This is a genomic window from Bacillus sp. EB106-08-02-XG196 (assembly GCF_013396335.1).
Classification (GTDB): domain Bacteria; phylum Bacillota; class Bacilli; order Bacillales; family Cytobacillaceae; genus Neobacillus.
Map to the genome: position 1 here is coordinate 279,112 of NZ_JABWSY010000001.1, position 17,415 is coordinate 296,526.

Consider the following 17,415-nt stretch of genomic DNA (forward strand, 5'->3'; position numbering starts at 1 on the left):
CCAACTTGCTCCTCCCAATTTTAATCTCTCTTTTTTACATATGGGTTCCCCCGCGGGAGCCCTTATTTTTTTGCATAAAAATGGCCATTATCAATTTCTGATAAGGACCCTTTTTGTTTAGTCTTCGGTTTTTTTGATTGTGTCTGTGAGTTCTTCGATGCTTCGTTTTACGTTTCCTTTTCCTGAATAGTTCTCGATTAGTTCTTTTACATCTATTCCACTTGATGCTTTTAATGATTCTTGGAGAGTGGCCATTAGATTTGTTGCATAACCGGTAATTTTATTGGCTCCGCCATTCTCACCTGAACTACCAGTATCTACTACAGTAATTTTATCAATATTAGCAAGCGGGCTGGCTACTTGCTTCGCATATTCAGGAAGCATTTTCATGATCATGTCTAAGATAGCGGCCTGACCGAATTGTTCGAAGGCTTCAGCAATCTTTTCCTTCGCTTCCGCTTCTGCCAAACCTTTTAGACGAATAATCTCTGCCTCTGCAGTACCTTGTGCCTTTTGGGCCTCCGCTTTGGATAAACCATCTAGGCGAACACGTTCTGCCTCCGCTTTTGCCATTGCTTCAATACGATATTTATTCGCTTCAGCATCTGCCATTTGTTTAGCTTTATTTGCAGCTGCAGCCTGCTCAACGGAGTATCGATCCGCATCGGCTTTTTTCTTCACTTCAGAATCGTATTGACGTTCACGGCGCAGAATTTCTTTTTCTTCTAATTCGATTTGTTTCTGTCTTTCAATAATTTTTATTTGCATTTCCTGCTCCGTAACTTCCTGCTTCGACCTTGCACTTTCCAATTCATAGGCCATGTCAGCACGTGCTTTTGCACTGTCTTGTTCACGGCGGAACTCTGCAACTTTTAACTGATTAATTTTTTCTGCTTCAGCAATTTCAGTAGCACGCTCTAATTCAGAACGCTTTGCTTCCTTTGCTGCCTCTGCTCTTTTAATCCTAGTTTCCTTATCAGCTTCAGCCGTTGCAATATCAGCATCACGTTTAACTTGGGCAATTCTAGGTTTACCAAGGGAATCTAAGTATCCATTTTTATCGCGGACATCTTTAATCGTAAATGAAACAATCACTAATCCCATTTTCGCCAAATCCTGTGAAGCGACTCTTTGAACCTCTTGTGAGAATTTATCGCGGTTTTTATAAATCTCCTCCACTGTCATCGAACCGAGGATGGAGCGTAAATGTCCCTCAAGAACTTCCTTTGCTTCATTTTCTCGATCTTCCTTCGCCTTTCCAAGGAATTGTTCCGCAGCCGTGGCGATTTCACTAATTGAACCGCCAATTTTTATGATTGCGACACCATCTGCCATAACAGGTACACCTTGCTCTGTATACACTTCAGGTGTTGTTACCTCAAGCTTGCTTGAAAGCAGGCTAAGCGGTTTTGCCTGTTGAAACACCGGTAGAATGAAGCTACCGCCGCCGCGAATGATTTTAATTTTATTTCCTGATTCATCCACATGTACACTGCCGTTTCCTAAGAAACTTCCCGTCACAATCAGTGCCTCATCCGGCCCAGCTGTCCGATACTTCGTGATAAAAACACCAATTAAAGCGATTAAAATAAATGCAACAACCCCAATAACAATCCAAAAACTTAATTCCATATAGCCAACCTCCCTATAGTAAGTACTTCTCTATTTCTTGATGAGAGCTAACTTGGAGCACCCCATCTTTTATATCAACCACAAGCACATTCGTGCCATTATCAATCTGAACACGATCAAAGCTTGTCGCTGGTTTTGCAATTCTTCCGCTTATACTTTCTATCATAACTTCACCATAACCGTCTGTCGGAATCGCAGTAATCACGGTTCCAATCCTGCCTCTTAAATCACTTTCTTTGTATACCAGTGATTCTTCGGCATTCGACAATGGGATTAGAATAAAAACATTTAACAAAGTAACAAGTATGAAGGCAATAACAGCTGATATCCCTAAAATTGCTAGATAATGTAATGCAGTAAGCTTCTCAAATAAATACCCGCTTGCCGAAAAAATAGTGACAAACGCAAAGATAATAACTGGATTAAGAAAATCTGGTCCATCGAAATGAACAACGTCTGCAAAGAATTCATACAAAATGGTTAAAATACCTGAACCAATTAATCCATATAAATAAATCGTTTCTAATGGCAGATTGAATACTTCCATCGGCACCACTCCCTTCCTTATGTATTCAACATTAATACGATTCAATAAATGGAAAAGTTTCACATTTATAATAAAATTTTACTCGAGTAATAAAAAAAAAGCTTTGACCAAAAAGATACAACCGCAAGCCCCTACATTCATGTATGCGGTAAGGTTATATTTTTATAGAACGAATGTTCCTAAAACAGTTGTATTCGTTTTATTCATTTGATATGATAAGTATAATATGATAAGTCTAATACATTATTAAAGTAATAGTAACGTAGTATATTCATGCAAGTATCATGTAGTTTGGTGTCCTAAATATAGAAGAAGTGTATTGATAGATGGAGTAGATGAACGACTTAAATTTATTTTATTTGAGGTTGCAGAAGAGACGCATTCTAAAATACTTGAAATGGAGATTATGTTCAATCATGTCCATCTTCTGGTAGAATGCGATCCCCAGTTTGGTATAAATAAATTAATAAGTATGATGAAAGGAAGAAGTTTTCGTTACCTCCGCAGCGAATTCCCATGGTTAAAAAGTAGAATCCCTTCCCTATAGACGAATAGCTATTTTGTTTACACTGTTGGTGGGTACCACACTTGATATAGTAAAACAGTACATAGAAAATCAAAAAGGAGTGTAAAGCCATGTCAACATCAAAAGATCGAACACCCTCTTTTATTGCGACGATTCGTCTAAAAACGGAGAAGAAGGCAGAAAAGCAGTTTTTGGTGATGTCAGACTGTGCAAGACAACTTTACAATGCTTGTTTAGGGGAAAGTTTGAAGAGACTTAGAGGTATTCAATCTACTGAATTGTATAAGGAGACGGTTCAATTATCTAAAACTTCGGAAGCGGATATTGAAAAACGTCGAACGAACTTCAAACATCTGAATGATACATATGGTTTTACCGACTATTCCATTCAATCTTTCGGGACCAAAACGAAAAATGATTCAAAGTTTATTACCGAACATTTAGGGACGCACATCTGTCAAAAAATCGCTACCAGAGCCTTTAAAGCTGTTCAAAAGTTGGCCTTTAAGAAAGCCAAAAAGGTATGGTTTAAACGAAAAGGTGAGTATGTTTCTTTAGAAGGAAAAAATAACAAAACATTTCTTACCTACTCTAATGGTTATGTTTTTGTCGGTAAAAGCCTCTCGATGAGATGCTTAATCGATCCTAAAGATCAATGGATGCAGCACGCCTTAAAGCAAAGAATAAAATATTGTCGGTTGATTAAAAAGGAAGTAAAGGGAAAAAATCGGTTTTATGTTCAACTAGTTTTGGAAGGACATCCATATCGAAAATGTAATTTAGGACAGGAAATGATTGGACTAGATGTTGGTCCTTCCACCATTGCGATTGTATGGGAATCAAAAGCTGAATTAAAGGAATTTTGTCAGGAAGTTGTTTTTCTTGATAAAGAAAAAAGAAGAAAAAATCGCAAATTAGATCGACAGCGTCGAGCAAATAATCCAAATCATTATGAAAGCAATGGCGTTGTGAAAAAAGAGAAAAAGAAATGGATCAACTCCAAAAACTACATAAAAACTCGTTCAGAACTCAGAGAATTGGAACGAAAGATAAAAGAAGTTAGAAAACATCTCCATGGTCGAGATACCAATCAAATCCTTCAACTAGCCTCTTCCATTCAAACAGAAAAACTCTCCTATAAAGCATTTCAAAAAATGTTTGGCAAAAGCATAGGTAGAAAAGCTCCAAGTATGTTTATGAAAATGTTAAAACGAAAAGTTGTAGCACAAGGTGGAATATTCCGAGAATTCCCTACCCACTCCACAAAGCTATCTCAGACCTGTCATTGTGGTGCAATAAAGAAAAAAAGACTAAAAGACCGCTGGCATATTTGCGAATGCGGTGTCACGGCACAACGGGATTTGTACAGTGCTTTTCTAGCAAGGTATGTAGCTAAAAACAATCGTTTAGCAAAAAAAGTAGCGGAAAATGATTGGGAACAACTCTCCATTGTTTTGAATGATTGTGTAACGAATTTGAAAAAAATGAAGCCAGTAAGAAAATTCATATCCACATTTGGTTTATAAATCCTTTGAGATTAGAAGGTTAAATCTCTCGGTGCAGACGTACCCCGAAGCAGTCAATAAGTTGTGAGAGGCAAGGGAATCCGAGCCCATGTAAATAGTCGTGTTTCGATTATTTGCATTAGAACGATTTCGGCTGTAGAAGCCTTTTAAACCGAAGTGAAGTCCCTCTTCTAGATAGAATACTAGAAGAGGGAAGAGCCTAGGTTGATTGAAGGTGGAACCCCCTCCATTATGGATGGGAGAACGTCAGTTTTGCCATAGCACTTATTGAATCTTATTTAAAAATTTTCTTGTCCGTTCCTCTTTTGGATTGGTGAATATTTCTTCTGGTTTGTTCCTTTCAACCACAACACCTTGATCCATAAAGATAACCTCATCTGCAGCTTCTCTTGCAAAGCGCATTTCATGTGTTACGACAATCATCGTCATCCCTTCATTGGCAAGGTCCTTCATGACTTTTAGCACTTCACCCACCAGCTCAGGGTCAAGAGCTGAAGTCGGTTCATCAAACAGCATAACCTCTGGCTCCATTGCCAATGCTCTTGCAATCCCTACCCTTTGCTGCTGCCCCCCTGAGAGCTGTACAGGGTAATAATCCATTTTATCCCCCAGCCCTACCTTTTCTAATAAGGTCTGGGCTTTTTTACGAGCGCTTTCCTTATTCTCATTTTTTACAATTACAGGCCCCTCCATCACATTTTCAAGAGCTGTTTTATGAGGGAATAAGTTATAGCTTTGAAACACCATACCCGTTAATCGGCGAAAGGCTGCAATGTTTTTCTTCGGTACAGCACCTGAGAAATCAAGTGTTTGGCTCTCGATCGAAATAACGCCTTTCGTTGGTGTTTCTAATACATTTAAGCATCGAAGCATGGTTGTTTTTCCTGAGCCGGATGGTCCAATCACTACTACTACATTGCCCTTATCTACCTCTAAATCAATCCCTTTTAGAACCTCTAACTTTCCGAATTGCTTATATAATCCTTGTATGGAAATCAACGTTAGGACCCTCCCTTCTATTACACGTAACGGTCTAGTTTCTTTTCTAAAACTTGCTGGATAACGGAAAGGATAAAGCAAATGACCCAATAGATCAGGGCAGCTTCAGAATAGACCAGTAAAAATTCATAATTGCTCGCTGCAATTTCTTGAGCTTTGCGAAACATCTCAGACACAAGTACAAGAGATGCAAGGGAAGTGTCTTTCACAAGACTAATAAAAGAATTTGAAAGCGGCGGAATGGAAACTCTTGCAGCCTGAGGCAGGATAATTCTTCTTAACACTTGAGAGTAACTCATTCCAATGGAATAGCCTGCCTCCCACTGTCCCTTTGGAGTCGAAAGAATGGCTGCGCGAATAATTTCGGATGTATAGGCTCCAACACTTAGAGAAAAACCAATCACTGCCGCTAAATAGGAATCAATAATAATTCCCACTGTTGGAAGTCCATAAAAAATGATGAATAGTTGTACCAATAGCGGAGTCCCACGGATAGCTGAAACATAGATTCTTGCGATCATTTGAAAAATCTTAACATGGGAAATTCGAGCCAAGGCAGTTAATATCGCTAATATCAAACCAACGATAAAAGTAATAATGGTTAACGGAATGGTATAAAAAATAGCCCCTTTCAAAAGGGGCAGAAAGGAACTTTGAGCTATGTCAATTAGTCGAGCCGTTCTCTCTGGGTCAGCAAAAATACTATTTAAGTACATCTTCACCAAACCATTTCTCAGAGATTTTTTTGTAGGTGCCGTCCTCTATCATTTCGGTTAATGCTTTATTAACCTCAGCAACTAGTGTATCACTATCTTTTCTAAACATAAGTCCGCTAACGGATGCGTCTTCACTAGTCGCGGCAATTTTTATTGGCGCATCAGGTCTTTGCTTTGTATAATCTAAAAACGAAATCCGATCGTTAATGGTTACATCAACCCGTTTGGAAGCAAGTAGTTCCACAGCTTGGGTAAAGCCTTCGACGCTAACTAAATTCGCACCATGCTTTTTGGCCATTTCTCCATAGTTACTTGTTAAGGACTGTGCTGAATTTAAGCCTTTTATGTCTTCAAAAGCCTTTACTTTTTCATTATCCTTGTGTGTAATCAAAACAGCAGCTGAAGTAATATATGGATCAGAAAAAGAGTATTTTTCCTGTCGATCTGGTCGAATTCCAACCTGGTTCGCAATCATATCGAATCGCTTTGCATCGAGGCCAGCAAATATGGCATCCCATTGTGTTTCTTTAAACTCAGGCTCTACCCCTAAACGTTTTGCAACTTCTGTTGCAATCTCAACATCAAATCCGGTAAGATTTCCACTTTCATCATGAAACGTAAATGGTGCATATGTACCCTCTGTCCCGATGAGCAGCTTGCCTTCATCCTTAACCTTTGCAAGTAAATCTTCATCATCAGCCTTTTCTGCTGTTTTATTATTTTCTTTATCATCTTTCTTCGCCTCATCATCATTGCCACATGCTGACATGAGCAAAAGGATGCTGAGTAAAAGTGCAAATAAAACCAAAAGTTTCTTCATGTCGGTTACCTCCTATATATGTTCTAGACCATACAAATACTCCTTAACATTATCGTTCCCTTTTTACTCATTAAAATGTAAAACACCTGTCAGTTTTACTTAAAGGAAACCCTTTAAGTAAAACTAGACAGGTGCAATGGTTATGCAGATAGTAATTCTTTTTGTTCCTCTTCTTTAGCACGCTTTTTCTTAAGCGGACCATAAAAAAAGATTCCACTTGATAGAAGGACAATCCCTAAAATAAAGGTCTTTAAATCAGATGTTCCAGATATGATCACCCAAACAGAGTAGATGGTGGCAACTAAAGCAATAATCCCATCTATAACTCTGGATTTGGTATTAACATAGGTCTCACCCTTCATCACTAATTTCAACTGATAAACAGAAGCAATAAAATAAGGAACTAAATAGGCTAACGTTGCAATGATAATAATAAAATCAAAAGCCCCTGAAATCGATTTAGATACGGTTGAGAAAATAAAAATTTGAGCGATTCCGTTTGTTAATACAAGTGAAAAGATAGGGAGGCCCTTTTTGTTTTCTTTTAAGAAAGCCGGAAGGAATAATCCTTGCTTTGCCGCTTGATAAGGCACTTCAGCACTTAACATAACCCAGCCAATCGTGGAACCAAATAAGCTGACTAAACCAATAGCGGCTAATACCTTCCCGCCAATCGGTCCTAAAACGGTTTGAATCGCATCAATCAATGGCTTTTCCGAGTTAATAAGTGTATTTTGGTCTAACATCCCCATGACAAGTGTGCTTATCCCAATATAAATACCAAGAGCGATAAAAAGTCCAACAATCGTTGCTCTCTTTACATCAATTTTCCTTTTCGCACGTGACGCAAAAACTACAGCTGACTCCAACCCGCAGAAAGCCCATAAAGTTACTAGTGCCGCATTGTTCACTTGTGACATTAAACCAAATGTTTCTCCTGAATCCCCTAATCTAGTTTCAACCATAGGTAATATATTTGCTTTATCGAAGGCAAATAGTCCAACAAGGATAAATAGTAAAAATCCCGTAATCTTTGCTGCAGTTGCTGCAAAATTTAATTTTCCAGCACTTTCTAATCCGCGTAAAATGATAAAATGCGTACCCCATAAGAGAATGGAGCAAACAATAAAGGTTAACCCATTACCAACCTTCAATGTATATCCGCCAATCGTGAACCAGTCAGCCTGACTCGTTAAAACAGGAAAGAAGGTTGATAAATATCCAGCAAACGTAGTAATAATCGCAACATTTCCAGCTACGTTTCCAATCCAGTAACCCCAAGAAGCCATAAATCCTGATAATACAGAACCTTGAGACCCAGGTTTAAATAGTTCTTTTGCATATATTTGTGGTCCACCTGTCAGATTCGGTTTCCGGATGGCTAGGTTTCCGAATACAAGTGCAATCATTAACACACCTATTCCAGTAAATAACCATGCCAACATAACTCCAGCAGGGCTGGCAGCTTCTGATAAAGACCGCGGAAGCATGAATATACCTGAACCGACCATGTTACCAACAACAAGTGCAGTTAAAACCCAAAAACCTAACTTATTTGAATTCCCCAAGATGTAACCCCCTATCTAGCTTTAAGGTGCATAATTTATAATCAACTTCAAAAGTGAAAAATTATTATATTAACGTAATAATATTAAGTGCCTCTATCACCATAGTCAATGGAAAATATAACATACAGAATACCAAAACAATAAAAAAAATAGCAAGGTAATCCTTTGATATGATTACATTACTATTTTGACATTTTTATTTTCTTCTTGCTCAATCTGCTTTGAATTGAACCTTCGGGGAAATACTCCCGACATATCCATCGCCGTTCCTAGTATAACATCTTGGCCAATTTCGTCAACAGTTGGTTTTAAGGAAATCAATAATAATTTATCCTGAAATTGTATTTCAAAGGTGACACTTTCTTGAAGTTTCTTAGCTAGATGACAATAGTCATTTAAGGATCCATCCAGTGCTGGCAGGATTTTCGAAATCGGTACTCCCGCCAAGTCTTTTTGAGAAGAGGGAACTCCGTTAAGCAATGCACCATCAATATGCGTACAAACAAACTGTTTTCCAATCTCCCTCAGCGTAAAAAATAAGCCTGGATGATCCGACATCGAAATTTGTTCATTGGATTTCTTTTCATTAACATATTCAGAAAAATAAAACCCTTTTAAAATAAAGTAAAAACCAAAGACCTTATAAATATGACCTAAGAAGTTATCAAGATCAAAAACACTTTGATAGATTGTAAAAATTAATTCGGTAAGAAGCAAAAAGACAAAAGCCAAACTGAAAAATAATTTGTCTTCCTTTTTGTCTAGATAATATTGATATAAGGCAACCATCAATGAGATAAGTAGTATAAAACTTACACCGTACTCCATACCATTTTTTAATAAGGTAGTACCTTTACCTTCAATCACAAGCAAGGGGAGAACTTTCTCATAAGCAATAATAATATATCCTACGGCGCCTGTAAGTAATAACCCCAGGGTGACGGATACAAAACGATAATCTTTCTTTACTTTCTTATCAGGAAGAAGAATTATAGTTAACATTAATATCGATTGAATGACCCTGGCCGTAATCCAAAACCAGGTTGCCTTTTGAATAGAGCTCTCTGTTATAAAAAAAGGCATTCCCTTGTATGAAAGGGTATGGAATAAATCAATTATTCCTATTGTTAAAAAGGTAAATGATAAAAGCAGTAAACGAAGGGATCTAGTTGCGCTGAACTTTTTCAGTCCATATAGAAAGATAGTTATAGAAATAGCAATACAAATTATCTCTAACATTGAGTGCATGCCTACATAGTTTTTGGGGTCATAAATGGTATAAGTTTGTGATATGAAAATACGAACCAACATCAGCAGAAAAATGGCACTTACCGAATAAAATAGGAATTTAGTTTCCGTCATCTTTGATCTCATATTTTTCACATCCTTTTACAATGATTTGATTAAATCTAATTATAAAAGAGGTGTGGAAAAATAAATCGGCCAAATTATATCAGTTTTATGAATTTTTCAAAAACAAAAGGCGGAAACACCTTGCCCAAAGAAAAATGCAGTTCAATTTTTCCCAGGGGCGACAGGCATAAGACGACCCGGCGAGAAGGTTGCTTTTTACCTTCTAGCGGATTGTCTTGCTAGATTCAAAAAAAGGGGGATAATCCCCTTTTTTCATTTCCACCATTGGTCAAACATTGTTGCTGGAAGGTGACGCTTATGTTCAGTTACAAGATAGCGTTTTTCAATTTTTTCAGCTATTTCTTGTGAAACAATTTTTCCTTCGAGGTAATCATCGATGTCATCATATGAAATCCCTAGTTCTGTTTCATCGGCTTGACCTGGCTTCTGATCGAGCAAATCAGCAGTTGGCACTTTCAGATAGAGACTTTCTTCTGCACCTAGCTCTTTAAGCAGTGCTTTACCCTGGCGCTTCGTTAATCCGCTTAAAGGCAGTACATCCGCTCCACCGTCACCATGTTTTGTAAAGAAACCTGTAACCGCCTCCGCCGCATGGTCCGTGCCAATAACGAGCAGGCCTTCCATCCCACCAAAAGCATATTGAGCAATCATTCTCAATCTTGCCTTCACATTGCCTTTATGATAATCACTTAATGGTTCTGCTGGATTAGCAGCATTATACTCTGATTGAACAGCATCCACTGCCTCTTGAATATTATACGTGTACTCACGGTCTGCGGAGATGAATTTCATTGCTCGGACTGCGTCGTCTTCATCTCTCTGTACCCCATAAGGCAGACGAACAGCAATAAATAAAGCATCTTTACCATCTTGGCGAAGTTCTTCAACCGCGAGCTGAACAAGCCGTCCCGCAAGCGTTGAATCCTGGCCACCGCTAATTCCTAAAACGTATCCCTCTGCCTTTGTTTTTACTAAATATCTTTTTAAGAAGTCAATTCGCTTTCTTATCTCTTCCTTAGGATTAATCTCAGGTTTCACATTTAATGTCTGAATAATTTCTCTTTGCATGGTTATCATCCGAACCTCCATTCTATGTATACATATAGTAATTTATCATACGTAATGATCATTCGCCTTAAATCTGACTGCAATATTATTTCAACCTGAATGATTATATGATACGATTACAGCTAAAAATAAATTCATCTTAGGATTCGGAGGATACATATGGATTCAAAAACGTGTAATGAAACAAGAGTAGTTAGGACGGGCAGAATTTTTCCGAATGATGTAAACAATCATAATACGTTATTTGGGGGCAAGTTAATGAGTGACATGGACATGATTGCCTCCATTTCGGCTGTACGACATGCAAGAAAAGAAGTTGTTACCGCCTCAACAGATTCTGTTGATTTTTTAAGTCCGATTACTCAACAGGACTCTATATGTATTGAATCTTTCGTTACCTGGACTGGGACCAGTTCAATGGAGGTTTTCGTCAAAGTAATTGCAGAGAATTTAATGACAGGTAATCGAAAAATTGCTGCTACTGCTTTTTTAACCTTTGTTGCTTTGGATGAAGATGGAAAACCATCAAAGGTTCCTGAGATTATTCCCGAAACGAAAGAAGAAAAAAAGCTGTTTGAAACAGGAAAAGGTAGAGCTGAAAAACGGAAAGAACATCGTAAAAACAGTAAGGAACTGGCAAGTTATTTCACAACTGAAAAACCTTGGGAATGAAGATAGGCTCTTAGCTAGCCTATCTTCACTTTTTCTCTGTAGAGTCACTTTTCCACGTCATAACCTCATCTTCTTCATCAAACTCAATCGTAACATCGACGACGCCTTTTTCCGCCATGATTTTCTCCTGTAAGCGATCTTTTATATCATCTGCAGCGGCTATCGTGAGACTAGGGTCAATCTCAATTTCCAATTCCACATGTAAATCTTCCCCTTCTTTAATGACAGCAAGGTCTTGGATATCTTTAACATCAGGGTCAGACATCACTAATTGACCAATCTTCTCTTCCATTTCCTCATCTGCCCTGCCAAGAACACCCGCAGCATTATCCAAAAAGACTCGGCCGACAACAAAGAACATCATTAAACCAATAAGAATTGAAGCAGCCCCCTCAATCCAATGAATATGCGTAAAATGGGCAATCACGACAGCGATAATAGCAAGTAAGCCTCCGCTTGTCGCGACTAGATCTTCCATGAACACAAGCTTTGTTGCTGGCTTAGCTCTGCCGAGATGGGCAAAACTTTTAAAAATAACACTCGGACCACTTGCCGGTTCTCCGACCTCATGCATAACTTCCTTCATTGCCTTATAGAGAACGTATATCTCAAGGATGAGAGCGAATGCCAGTACGCCTACATTAATTAAGAACCCTTCTGATTCAGCTGGATGCAGGATATGATGATAACCTTCTTGGATGGTCTCAAACGCCATTATCCCAACGATTAATACAGCCCCTAGTAAAACTAAGTTAACCAATCGACCAAAGCCATTAGGAAAACGGTCAGTAGGTGACTTCTTACTTAAGGCTGATCCGATAAACACAAAAAACTGGTTTGCCGCATCTCCTAGACTATGCATCGTTTCCGCAAACATCGCGACGTTTCCCGTAAACATATAGGCAACACCTTTAGCAATCGAAATGATCGTGTTAACGATGGCTGCAATCAATGCAGATTTATTACCTTTTCGTAATAATTTAAATAATTCTCCCATTATACCCCTACTTCCTCATGCATTTAGATACCCTTACTATTTTCAAAAAAAGCCCATTTCATGAAAACAGCTCCCTTCCTATTTAGTGAATTTTTCCCAATCGGTAAAATTGCTGGTTGAATAAGGAATACAAAGGGATATACTGATTTTGAGGAGGAATGGGAATGAAATTAGAAGGAATAATGAGTAAGCTTGAGGAATTAGGGTCAGAGCAAACGAAAAAAATCTATATGAACCACGGGGTAAAGGAACCTTTCTTTGGAGTTAAAATAGGGGACCTAAAGAAACTTGTTAAAGATGTGAAAAAAGACCATGAACTTGCCTTGGCACTTTATGATACGGGGAATCATGATGCGATGTACTTGGCTGGACTTTCCGTTAATCCGAAAGTAATGACGAAAGAAACATTGCAGGATTGGGTGAAGAAAGCCTATTGGTATATGCCGGCTGAATACACGGTCGCAGGCGTTGCCTCAGAAAGTAATTATGCGCTTGAACTGGCCCGTGAATGGATGGATTCAGAGGAAGAAATGGTAGCTGTTAGCGGCTGGAATACATATACAAACTATATTTCAATAACACCTGATGAAAAGTTGGATTTAGAAGAAATTCGCACCCGGCTGCATCAAGTCGAAACGACAATCCACGAGGAGCGAAACCGTGTCCGATATGTGATGAATACCTTTGTCATTGGTGCTGCAGCCTATGTTAGCGGTTTGCAGGAAGAAGCACTCAACGTGGCCGAAAAGATTGGCAAGGTTCACGTCAATGTCGGGAACACAGCGTGTAAAGTTCCATTAGCAACACACTATATTAACAAAATTATCCAAAAGGATAAAATAGGTATAAAGAAGAAAACGGCCATTTGCTAAAGTGAAAACCCCCATCGACGTGGGGGTTTCACTTTTTTCATACGTTTTTCAATACTAAGAGTAGTTTGTTATTTCTCGCACTTCTTTCTTCTTCTGAAGCTAAATCATATTTTTTCAACAGATGAAACACTTCATTTAATAGGTCCTGAGTATGCTCCTCGGAAAAAAATTGATTAAATAATGGCTTCACGTCTTCTGGAAGAAATGCTGCTTGTGATTCATATTTATCTCTTACATCTTCCTTCGTATGGTCCAGTTTGCATTCGCTCATAAGGATCACCTTCTATACTTTCTTATTATCTGTTACTTCTAATACATCCAAGATGAAAACAAATACCGGTATACCTATTATTAAGCCCCAAACTCCAAAAAAGTGTTCAGAAAAAATTAAGACGAGGAATGTATAGAAAACAGGCAAATTTGTTTTTGAAGACATTAAATTTGGATTTAAAATATATGCCTCGATGGCATGGATAATCATAATTGCAATAAAAACATATAGGACTGTCATGATTCCACCAATACTATACCCTATGATGACCAGCGGAATAAGAGAAATGATCACTCCGGCAACAGGAATCAATCCTAAGAAGAAAATCATAATGGAAAGTCCACCTAACTGCGGAAATCCAAATATCCAAAGGGCAATGGTTGTTAGTACACAGTTAACCACTGCAATGATTAATTGTGCTTCAATTACTTTGCCGAATGTACCAACAAATTTTCCAGAGAAAAATTCTATTTCTGCGTAAATAGACGCAACCTTACTTGTTTTGAATTTTTTTGTAAATTCTATTAAACGAGGTTTTTCTAGTAAGAAAAACAAACTCATTAAAAGAGCAATTAATATTTGCAGGCTAAATGTACTAATATCAGTAAAATAGGAAATTACAAAGGTAAAACCTCTCTCCAAATAATTTGAAATCTGGATTTCCTCAAGACGGCTGACCAAATAATTTAATATGATGTTATCGTGTTCTTTGGTATAAAATGCAGTGATTTGTTTTATTAATGCTGTTATTTCGCCAATGATCATTGGTAAGTATTTCACAAGACCATAGGAGAGGAAACCTACAATTGTAGTATAGGAAGCTACAACAAGGATTTTCCGATTTAGTGGAATTTTTCTTGATAAGAAAATAACCAGCCGATCCATTAGAAATGTGAAGATAAACGTAAATAAAATCAAATTGATCATATCTTTTAGTCCATAAAGAACCAGTGCCAGTAAGACAAAAATAGAAATCCTTTTAAAACCGCTGCTTTTAAGTAGATTATTTATCATATTAATTTACCAAACCCCATTTTTTATGTCCTAATAACTATGTATTAACTTTATTATAACAAATAAGTATCTGATTGTTACTTTTAAGTCTGAATCTTTTATAAAAAAGATTCATTCGAAAGACCCAGAGGAAATTTCTAATAGCTGGACAGGCAAAATATCCAATCCCTTCTCATACATATTCAAAGAGCGTGATTTATCTCATTATAATTGGAGGGGATTGAATTTTGTCAGGAGGTCACAGAGCACTCTTATACATCTTGTCTTTTTTCATACCTGTAGTTGGAATCATTTTAGGGATAGTTTGGATGAATGATCAGGATATAGACAAAAAAGCCGTTGGTAAAACTTGTTTAATTATTGGTATAGCCGCGATAGTCCTTAGTTGTATCTGCTGGTTTGCCGCTTCTGCATTGTCTATTATTCCGGCCTTTATGACGTATTAAATTCCAGGTAAAAAACCCAATTCTATAGATTGAATTGGGTTTTTTGAATATAGGAGTGATAATGGTGCTGCATGAAATTCTGCATTTTTTTGGTCGGGCGATATGCCATCAATTAGAAGAGCGATCGCTGACAGTGTCCGGTGAGGTTCTTGCGGTTTGCGCAAGAGATACTGGGATCTATATTGGTATTTTTTCTACACTTATTTATTTGCATTTTTCAAAACGGAAACAAAGTATTACGATTCCTTCTATTAAAGTAAGCTTTTTACTTTTGTTGTTTCTGGTTCCATTAATAATTGATGGACTCGGTTCATATTTAAACGTATTTGAATCGACGAATGTCAGGAGGTTGGTTACGGGGACTTTATTTGGTTTCGTCCTGCCTTATTTTATTTACCCGCTGCTATCGAAACAAGCACTGGATCATAAATGCCAACCGGTTCTAAACGAGAGTAGGGATTTTTATCTACCGCTTCTCTTAAGCTGTCTCTTGGGTGGATTATTTTATTGGGGCAACCTTCCGTCCGACCTTCTTAATGGCATCATTATTTTCACAATCATTGTATGGTTCAGTTTATGTGCTTCATTTCTTTTTTCATCAATCCGCAGCCGTACATTAAAATTGGCTCTTTCAGTATTTACCAGTCTGGCTTTTCTCTCGTTACTTTCTGTCATGCATTCTTGGATAACCATATAAAATTCTATAAAGGATTAATTATTCATTATAAAGAACAACTTCACCTAAAAAAATTACCCTTCCTGTTCAATATGATATTGTCTGCCAGTTCTAGCGACTTTGTTCCATCCTTCTTTGTTAATAAAGTATTGTACGGTTCCATTTAACGTACAGAATAATGTAAAAAACCTGAAGATGAATATATCAAAAATGATCACAACTAAAAGATTTAGAAATTCTTTATAAGAAAAACTATTTTGATAATAATAAGAAATAACAATAGCCACAAAATTATAGAGTAAATTTGATAAACCGGTAATGATGGCAAAGAGGAAAATTACACTTGGGTTACCCGAAAATAATAGTATAGACAAAAATCCTAATACGGTTAGAAACGAGCAAAAAATACCTACAAATAATGCATCAACCATAAAGAAAAAGGATAAAGGACTCTTAAAAACGGATAACAGAAATTCTCTTAAATAAAGAACAGTGCAATCAATAAACGCCTTTTGCCACCTAATTCGCTGGTCATACAGCCCCTTCCATGTTTCAGGAACCTCCGTATAACAAATTGCTTCTGGAATATAGGCTACTTTTAAATCGTTTTTTTTATTTTTATAATGTTGAACCTTTAAGGTAATATCGATATCTTCGCCAATCGTTTTTCTATATCCACCTACTTTAATCAAAACATCTCTTTTAAAAATACCGAAAGCACCAGATATAATAGAAAGAGCATCTGCCTTGGCTAGAGACGCTTTATAAATATAGAACCCGCGTAAATATTCAGCGATTTGAAATTTCACGATCGGTTTGACCTTTAATGTTGGTTTTAAAGAGCCATTTTTTAACTTTCTACCCTGTAAAACATGGACGGTTCCACCCGCAGCTATTAAGTTGGTATCTTCAAAAGCTCTGTTAATAACACAAAGAGCCTTTTCATCTAATATGCTATCCGCATCTAAGGTAATAACCAAATCGTTGGAGGCATAGGTTATTCCAGCATTAAGTGAGTCTGCTTTTCCCCCATTAAATTTATCAATTACGACAATCCTCGGGTTTTTCTTCGATCTATAAATTCCTTTTATTGGAGCAAACTCTAAATCACAATTATTCGGTCTCATTTTTTGAATCTCTAGATCTAACATTTCTTCCATTATTTCAAATGAATGATCAGTAGAACCATCGTTGATCAGGATGTATTCATAATTCTTATAATTTAAACCCTCAATCCCTAAAATGGTTGTTTCAATAATGGATTCCTCGTTGTAACAAGGGACTAAAATACTCAATGGTTTTTCTGATAATTTTAACTCCGTTTTTAGATAATAGGGGTTTTTCCTTAGAATAAACAGCGAATGAATCATATGGAAAATCGGAAAAATGAGACAGATGATGAAAATTAAATGCGGCCAAATTTCAAATATATTTTCCATTTACTCTCCTACTTTACGATAAATTTTTACATAATCTATTGAAAATTCAGCTGGGAAAATGGTACTCTCATCTGGTTTACCTGGCCAATTCCCCCGAGACTAACATTCTCTTTTTTATAAGCATGTAATTCATTGTTATAATTTATTTCTCTATCTAATGCAGTCCAAGTTTATTAAGCTCTGGACCATTAAACTCGCCATAAAAAACTAATTCCCACACAGGATAGAAATAGACTCTATAGCCTTTTAGGT

The 17,415-nt window shown here is 37.2% G+C and carries 17 protein-coding genes and 1 pseudogene; 6 read left to right on the top strand and 12 right to left on the bottom strand.

Going from position 1 to position 17,415, the window contains the following annotated elements:
• Nucleotides 1-117: 117 nt before the first annotated feature.
• Both MLOOGBEN_RS01345 and MLOOGBEN_RS01350 read right to left on the bottom strand, forming a co-directional pair.
• On the bottom strand, nucleotides 118-1,632 hold the full coding sequence (locus MLOOGBEN_RS01345) for a flotillin lipid rafts scaffold protein FloT (RefSeq protein ID WP_179156459.1): 1,515 nt from the start codon (nucleotides 1,630-1,632) through the stop codon (nucleotides 118-120).
• Nucleotides 1,633-1,645: 13 nt separating this feature from the next.
• Nucleotides 1,646-2,179, bottom strand: coding sequence for an NfeD family protein (locus tag MLOOGBEN_RS01350; protein WP_179156460.1), 534 nt, complete (start codon nucleotides 2,177-2,179; stop codon nucleotides 1,646-1,648).
• 250 nt (nucleotides 2,180-2,429) lie between these two features.
• Here MLOOGBEN_RS01350 and tnpA point away from each other — a divergent pair.
• Nucleotides 2,430-2,811: pseudogene (tnpA, locus tag MLOOGBEN_RS01355) on the top strand (IS200/IS605 family transposase); the annotation flags it as partial.
• A 4-nt stretch (nucleotides 2,812-2,815) separates the two neighbouring features.
• Nucleotides 2,816-4,231, top strand: a complete 1,416-nt coding sequence (locus tag MLOOGBEN_RS01360) for a zinc ribbon domain-containing protein (protein ID WP_179156461.1) — start codon at nucleotides 2,816-2,818, stop codon at nucleotides 4,229-4,231.
• 264 nt (nucleotides 4,232-4,495) lie between these two features.
• On the opposite strand, the gene MLOOGBEN_RS01365 is transcribed toward MLOOGBEN_RS01360, so the two are convergent.
• The 6 genes from MLOOGBEN_RS01365 to nadE all read right to left on the bottom strand — a co-directional run bounded on the left by MLOOGBEN_RS01365 (nucleotide 4,496) and on the right by nadE (nucleotide 10,782).
• Nucleotides 4,496-5,230: an amino acid ABC transporter ATP-binding protein gene (locus MLOOGBEN_RS01365; RefSeq protein ID WP_179156462.1), complete on the bottom strand. Its 735-nt coding sequence runs from the start codon at nucleotides 5,228-5,230 to the stop codon at nucleotides 4,496-4,498.
• A gap of 20 nt (nucleotides 5,231-5,250) precedes the next feature.
• Nucleotides 5,251-5,946, bottom strand: a complete 696-nt coding sequence (locus tag MLOOGBEN_RS01370) for an amino acid ABC transporter permease (protein ID WP_179156463.1) — start codon at nucleotides 5,944-5,946, stop codon at nucleotides 5,251-5,253.
• Nucleotides 5,933-6,766, bottom strand: a complete 834-nt coding sequence (locus MLOOGBEN_RS01375; RefSeq protein WP_179156464.1) for an amino acid ABC transporter substrate-binding protein — start codon at nucleotides 6,764-6,766, stop codon at nucleotides 5,933-5,935. The genes MLOOGBEN_RS01370 and MLOOGBEN_RS01375 overlap by 14 nt, the downstream gene beginning before the upstream one ends.
• A 140-nt stretch (nucleotides 6,767-6,906) precedes the next feature.
• A complete protein-coding gene (locus MLOOGBEN_RS01380; RefSeq protein ID WP_179156465.1) occupies nucleotides 6,907-8,334 on the bottom strand; it encodes an amino acid permease in 1,428 nt (475 codons plus the stop codon).
• Between the two features lie 174 nt (nucleotides 8,335-8,508).
• A complete protein-coding gene (locus MLOOGBEN_RS01385; RefSeq protein WP_179156466.1) occupies nucleotides 8,509-9,708 on the bottom strand; it encodes a membrane-associated sensor domain-containing protein in 1,200 nt (399 codons plus the stop codon).
• A 252-nt stretch (nucleotides 9,709-9,960) separates the two neighbouring features.
• Nucleotides 9,961-10,782, bottom strand: a complete 822-nt coding sequence (gene nadE / locus MLOOGBEN_RS01390) for an ammonia-dependent NAD(+) synthetase (RefSeq protein ID WP_179156854.1) — start codon at nucleotides 10,780-10,782, stop codon at nucleotides 9,961-9,963.
• Nucleotides 10,783-10,935: 153 nt separating this feature from the next.
• Between nadE and MLOOGBEN_RS01395 the strand changes: the two genes are divergently transcribed.
• On the top strand, nucleotides 10,936-11,448 hold the full coding sequence (locus MLOOGBEN_RS01395; RefSeq protein WP_179156467.1) for an acyl-CoA thioesterase: 513 nt from the start codon (nucleotides 10,936-10,938) through the stop codon (nucleotides 11,446-11,448).
• Nucleotides 11,449-11,473: 25 nt separating this feature from the next.
• Here the strand turns inward: MLOOGBEN_RS01395 and MLOOGBEN_RS01400 are convergent, their stop codons facing one another.
• On the bottom strand, nucleotides 11,474-12,445 hold the full coding sequence (locus MLOOGBEN_RS01400) for a cation diffusion facilitator family transporter (protein ID WP_179156468.1): 972 nt from the start codon (nucleotides 12,443-12,445) through the stop codon (nucleotides 11,474-11,476).
• Between the two features lie 164 nt (nucleotides 12,446-12,609).
• On the opposite strand from MLOOGBEN_RS01400, the gene MLOOGBEN_RS01405 reads away from it, so the two are divergent.
• Entirely contained in the window at nucleotides 12,610-13,317 is a 708-nt protein-coding gene (locus tag MLOOGBEN_RS01405) for a DNA alkylation repair protein (protein ID WP_179156469.1), read from the top strand.
• Between the two features lie 37 nt (nucleotides 13,318-13,354).
• Here MLOOGBEN_RS01405 and MLOOGBEN_RS01410 read toward each other — a convergent pair whose 3' ends face one another.
• Nucleotides 13,355-13,588, bottom strand: coding sequence for a group-specific protein (locus tag MLOOGBEN_RS01410; RefSeq protein WP_179156470.1), 234 nt, complete (start codon nucleotides 13,586-13,588; stop codon nucleotides 13,355-13,357).
• A gap of 12 nt (nucleotides 13,589-13,600) precedes the next feature.
• A complete protein-coding gene (locus tag MLOOGBEN_RS01415) occupies nucleotides 13,601-14,602 on the bottom strand; it encodes an AI-2E family transporter (RefSeq protein WP_179156471.1) in 1,002 nt (333 codons plus the stop codon).
• Nucleotides 14,603-14,829: 227 nt separating this feature from the next.
• On the opposite strand from MLOOGBEN_RS01415, the gene MLOOGBEN_RS01420 reads away from it, so the two are divergent.
• The gene (locus MLOOGBEN_RS01420) at nucleotides 14,830-15,048 is read left to right on the top strand and encodes a hypothetical protein (protein WP_179156472.1); all 219 of its coding nucleotides are present in this window, start codon (nucleotides 14,830-14,832) and stop codon (nucleotides 15,046-15,048) included.
• A 64-nt stretch (nucleotides 15,049-15,112) separates the two neighbouring features.
• Nucleotides 15,113-15,745, top strand: a complete 633-nt coding sequence (locus MLOOGBEN_RS01425) for a DUF2085 domain-containing protein (protein WP_179156473.1) — start codon at nucleotides 15,113-15,115, stop codon at nucleotides 15,743-15,745.
• 53 nt (nucleotides 15,746-15,798) lie between these two features.
• Here MLOOGBEN_RS01425 and MLOOGBEN_RS01430 read toward each other — a convergent pair whose 3' ends face one another.
• Complete coding sequence (locus MLOOGBEN_RS01430) at nucleotides 15,799-17,163, bottom strand: glycosyltransferase family 2 protein (protein WP_179156474.1); 1,365 nt, start codon at nucleotides 17,161-17,163, stop codon at nucleotides 15,799-15,801.
• Nucleotides 17,164-17,415: the final 252 nt, after the last annotated feature.

Coding starts and splice junctions, on each gene's coding strand:
- MLOOGBEN_RS01345 (WP_179156459.1), bottom strand. CDS start 1,632: ATGGAATTAAGTTTTTGGATTGTTATTGGGGTTGTTGCATTTATTTTA.
- MLOOGBEN_RS01350 (WP_179156460.1), bottom strand. CDS start 2,179: ATGGAAGTATTCAATCTGCCATTAGAAACGATTTATTTATATGGATTA.
- MLOOGBEN_RS01360 (WP_179156461.1), top strand. CDS start 2,816: ATGTCAACATCAAAAGATCGAACACCCTCTTTTATTGCGACGATTCGT.
- MLOOGBEN_RS01370 (WP_179156463.1), bottom strand. CDS start 5,946: ATGTACTTAAATAGTATTTTTGCTGACCCAGAGAGAACGGCTCGACTA.
- MLOOGBEN_RS01375 (WP_179156464.1), bottom strand. CDS start 6,766: ATGAAGAAACTTTTGGTTTTATTTGCACTTTTACTCAGCATCCTTTTG.
- MLOOGBEN_RS01385 (WP_179156466.1), bottom strand. CDS start 9,708: ATGAGATCAAAGATGACGGAAACTAAATTCCTATTTTATTCGGTAAGT.
- MLOOGBEN_RS01395 (WP_179156467.1), top strand. CDS start 10,936: ATGGATTCAAAAACGTGTAATGAAACAAGAGTAGTTAGGACGGGCAGA.
- MLOOGBEN_RS01400 (WP_179156468.1), bottom strand. CDS start 12,445: ATGGGAGAATTATTTAAATTATTACGAAAAGGTAATAAATCTGCATTG.
- MLOOGBEN_RS01405 (WP_179156469.1), top strand. CDS start 12,610: ATGAAATTAGAAGGAATAATGAGTAAGCTTGAGGAATTAGGGTCAGAG.
- MLOOGBEN_RS01410 (WP_179156470.1), bottom strand. CDS start 13,588: ATGAGCGAATGCAAACTGGACCATACGAAGGAAGATGTAAGAGATAAA.
- MLOOGBEN_RS01415 (WP_179156471.1), bottom strand. CDS start 14,602: ATGATAAATAATCTACTTAAAAGCAGCGGTTTTAAAAGGATTTCTATT.
- MLOOGBEN_RS01430 (WP_179156474.1), bottom strand. CDS start 17,163: ATGGAAAATATATTTGAAATTTGGCCGCATTTAATTTTCATCATCTGT.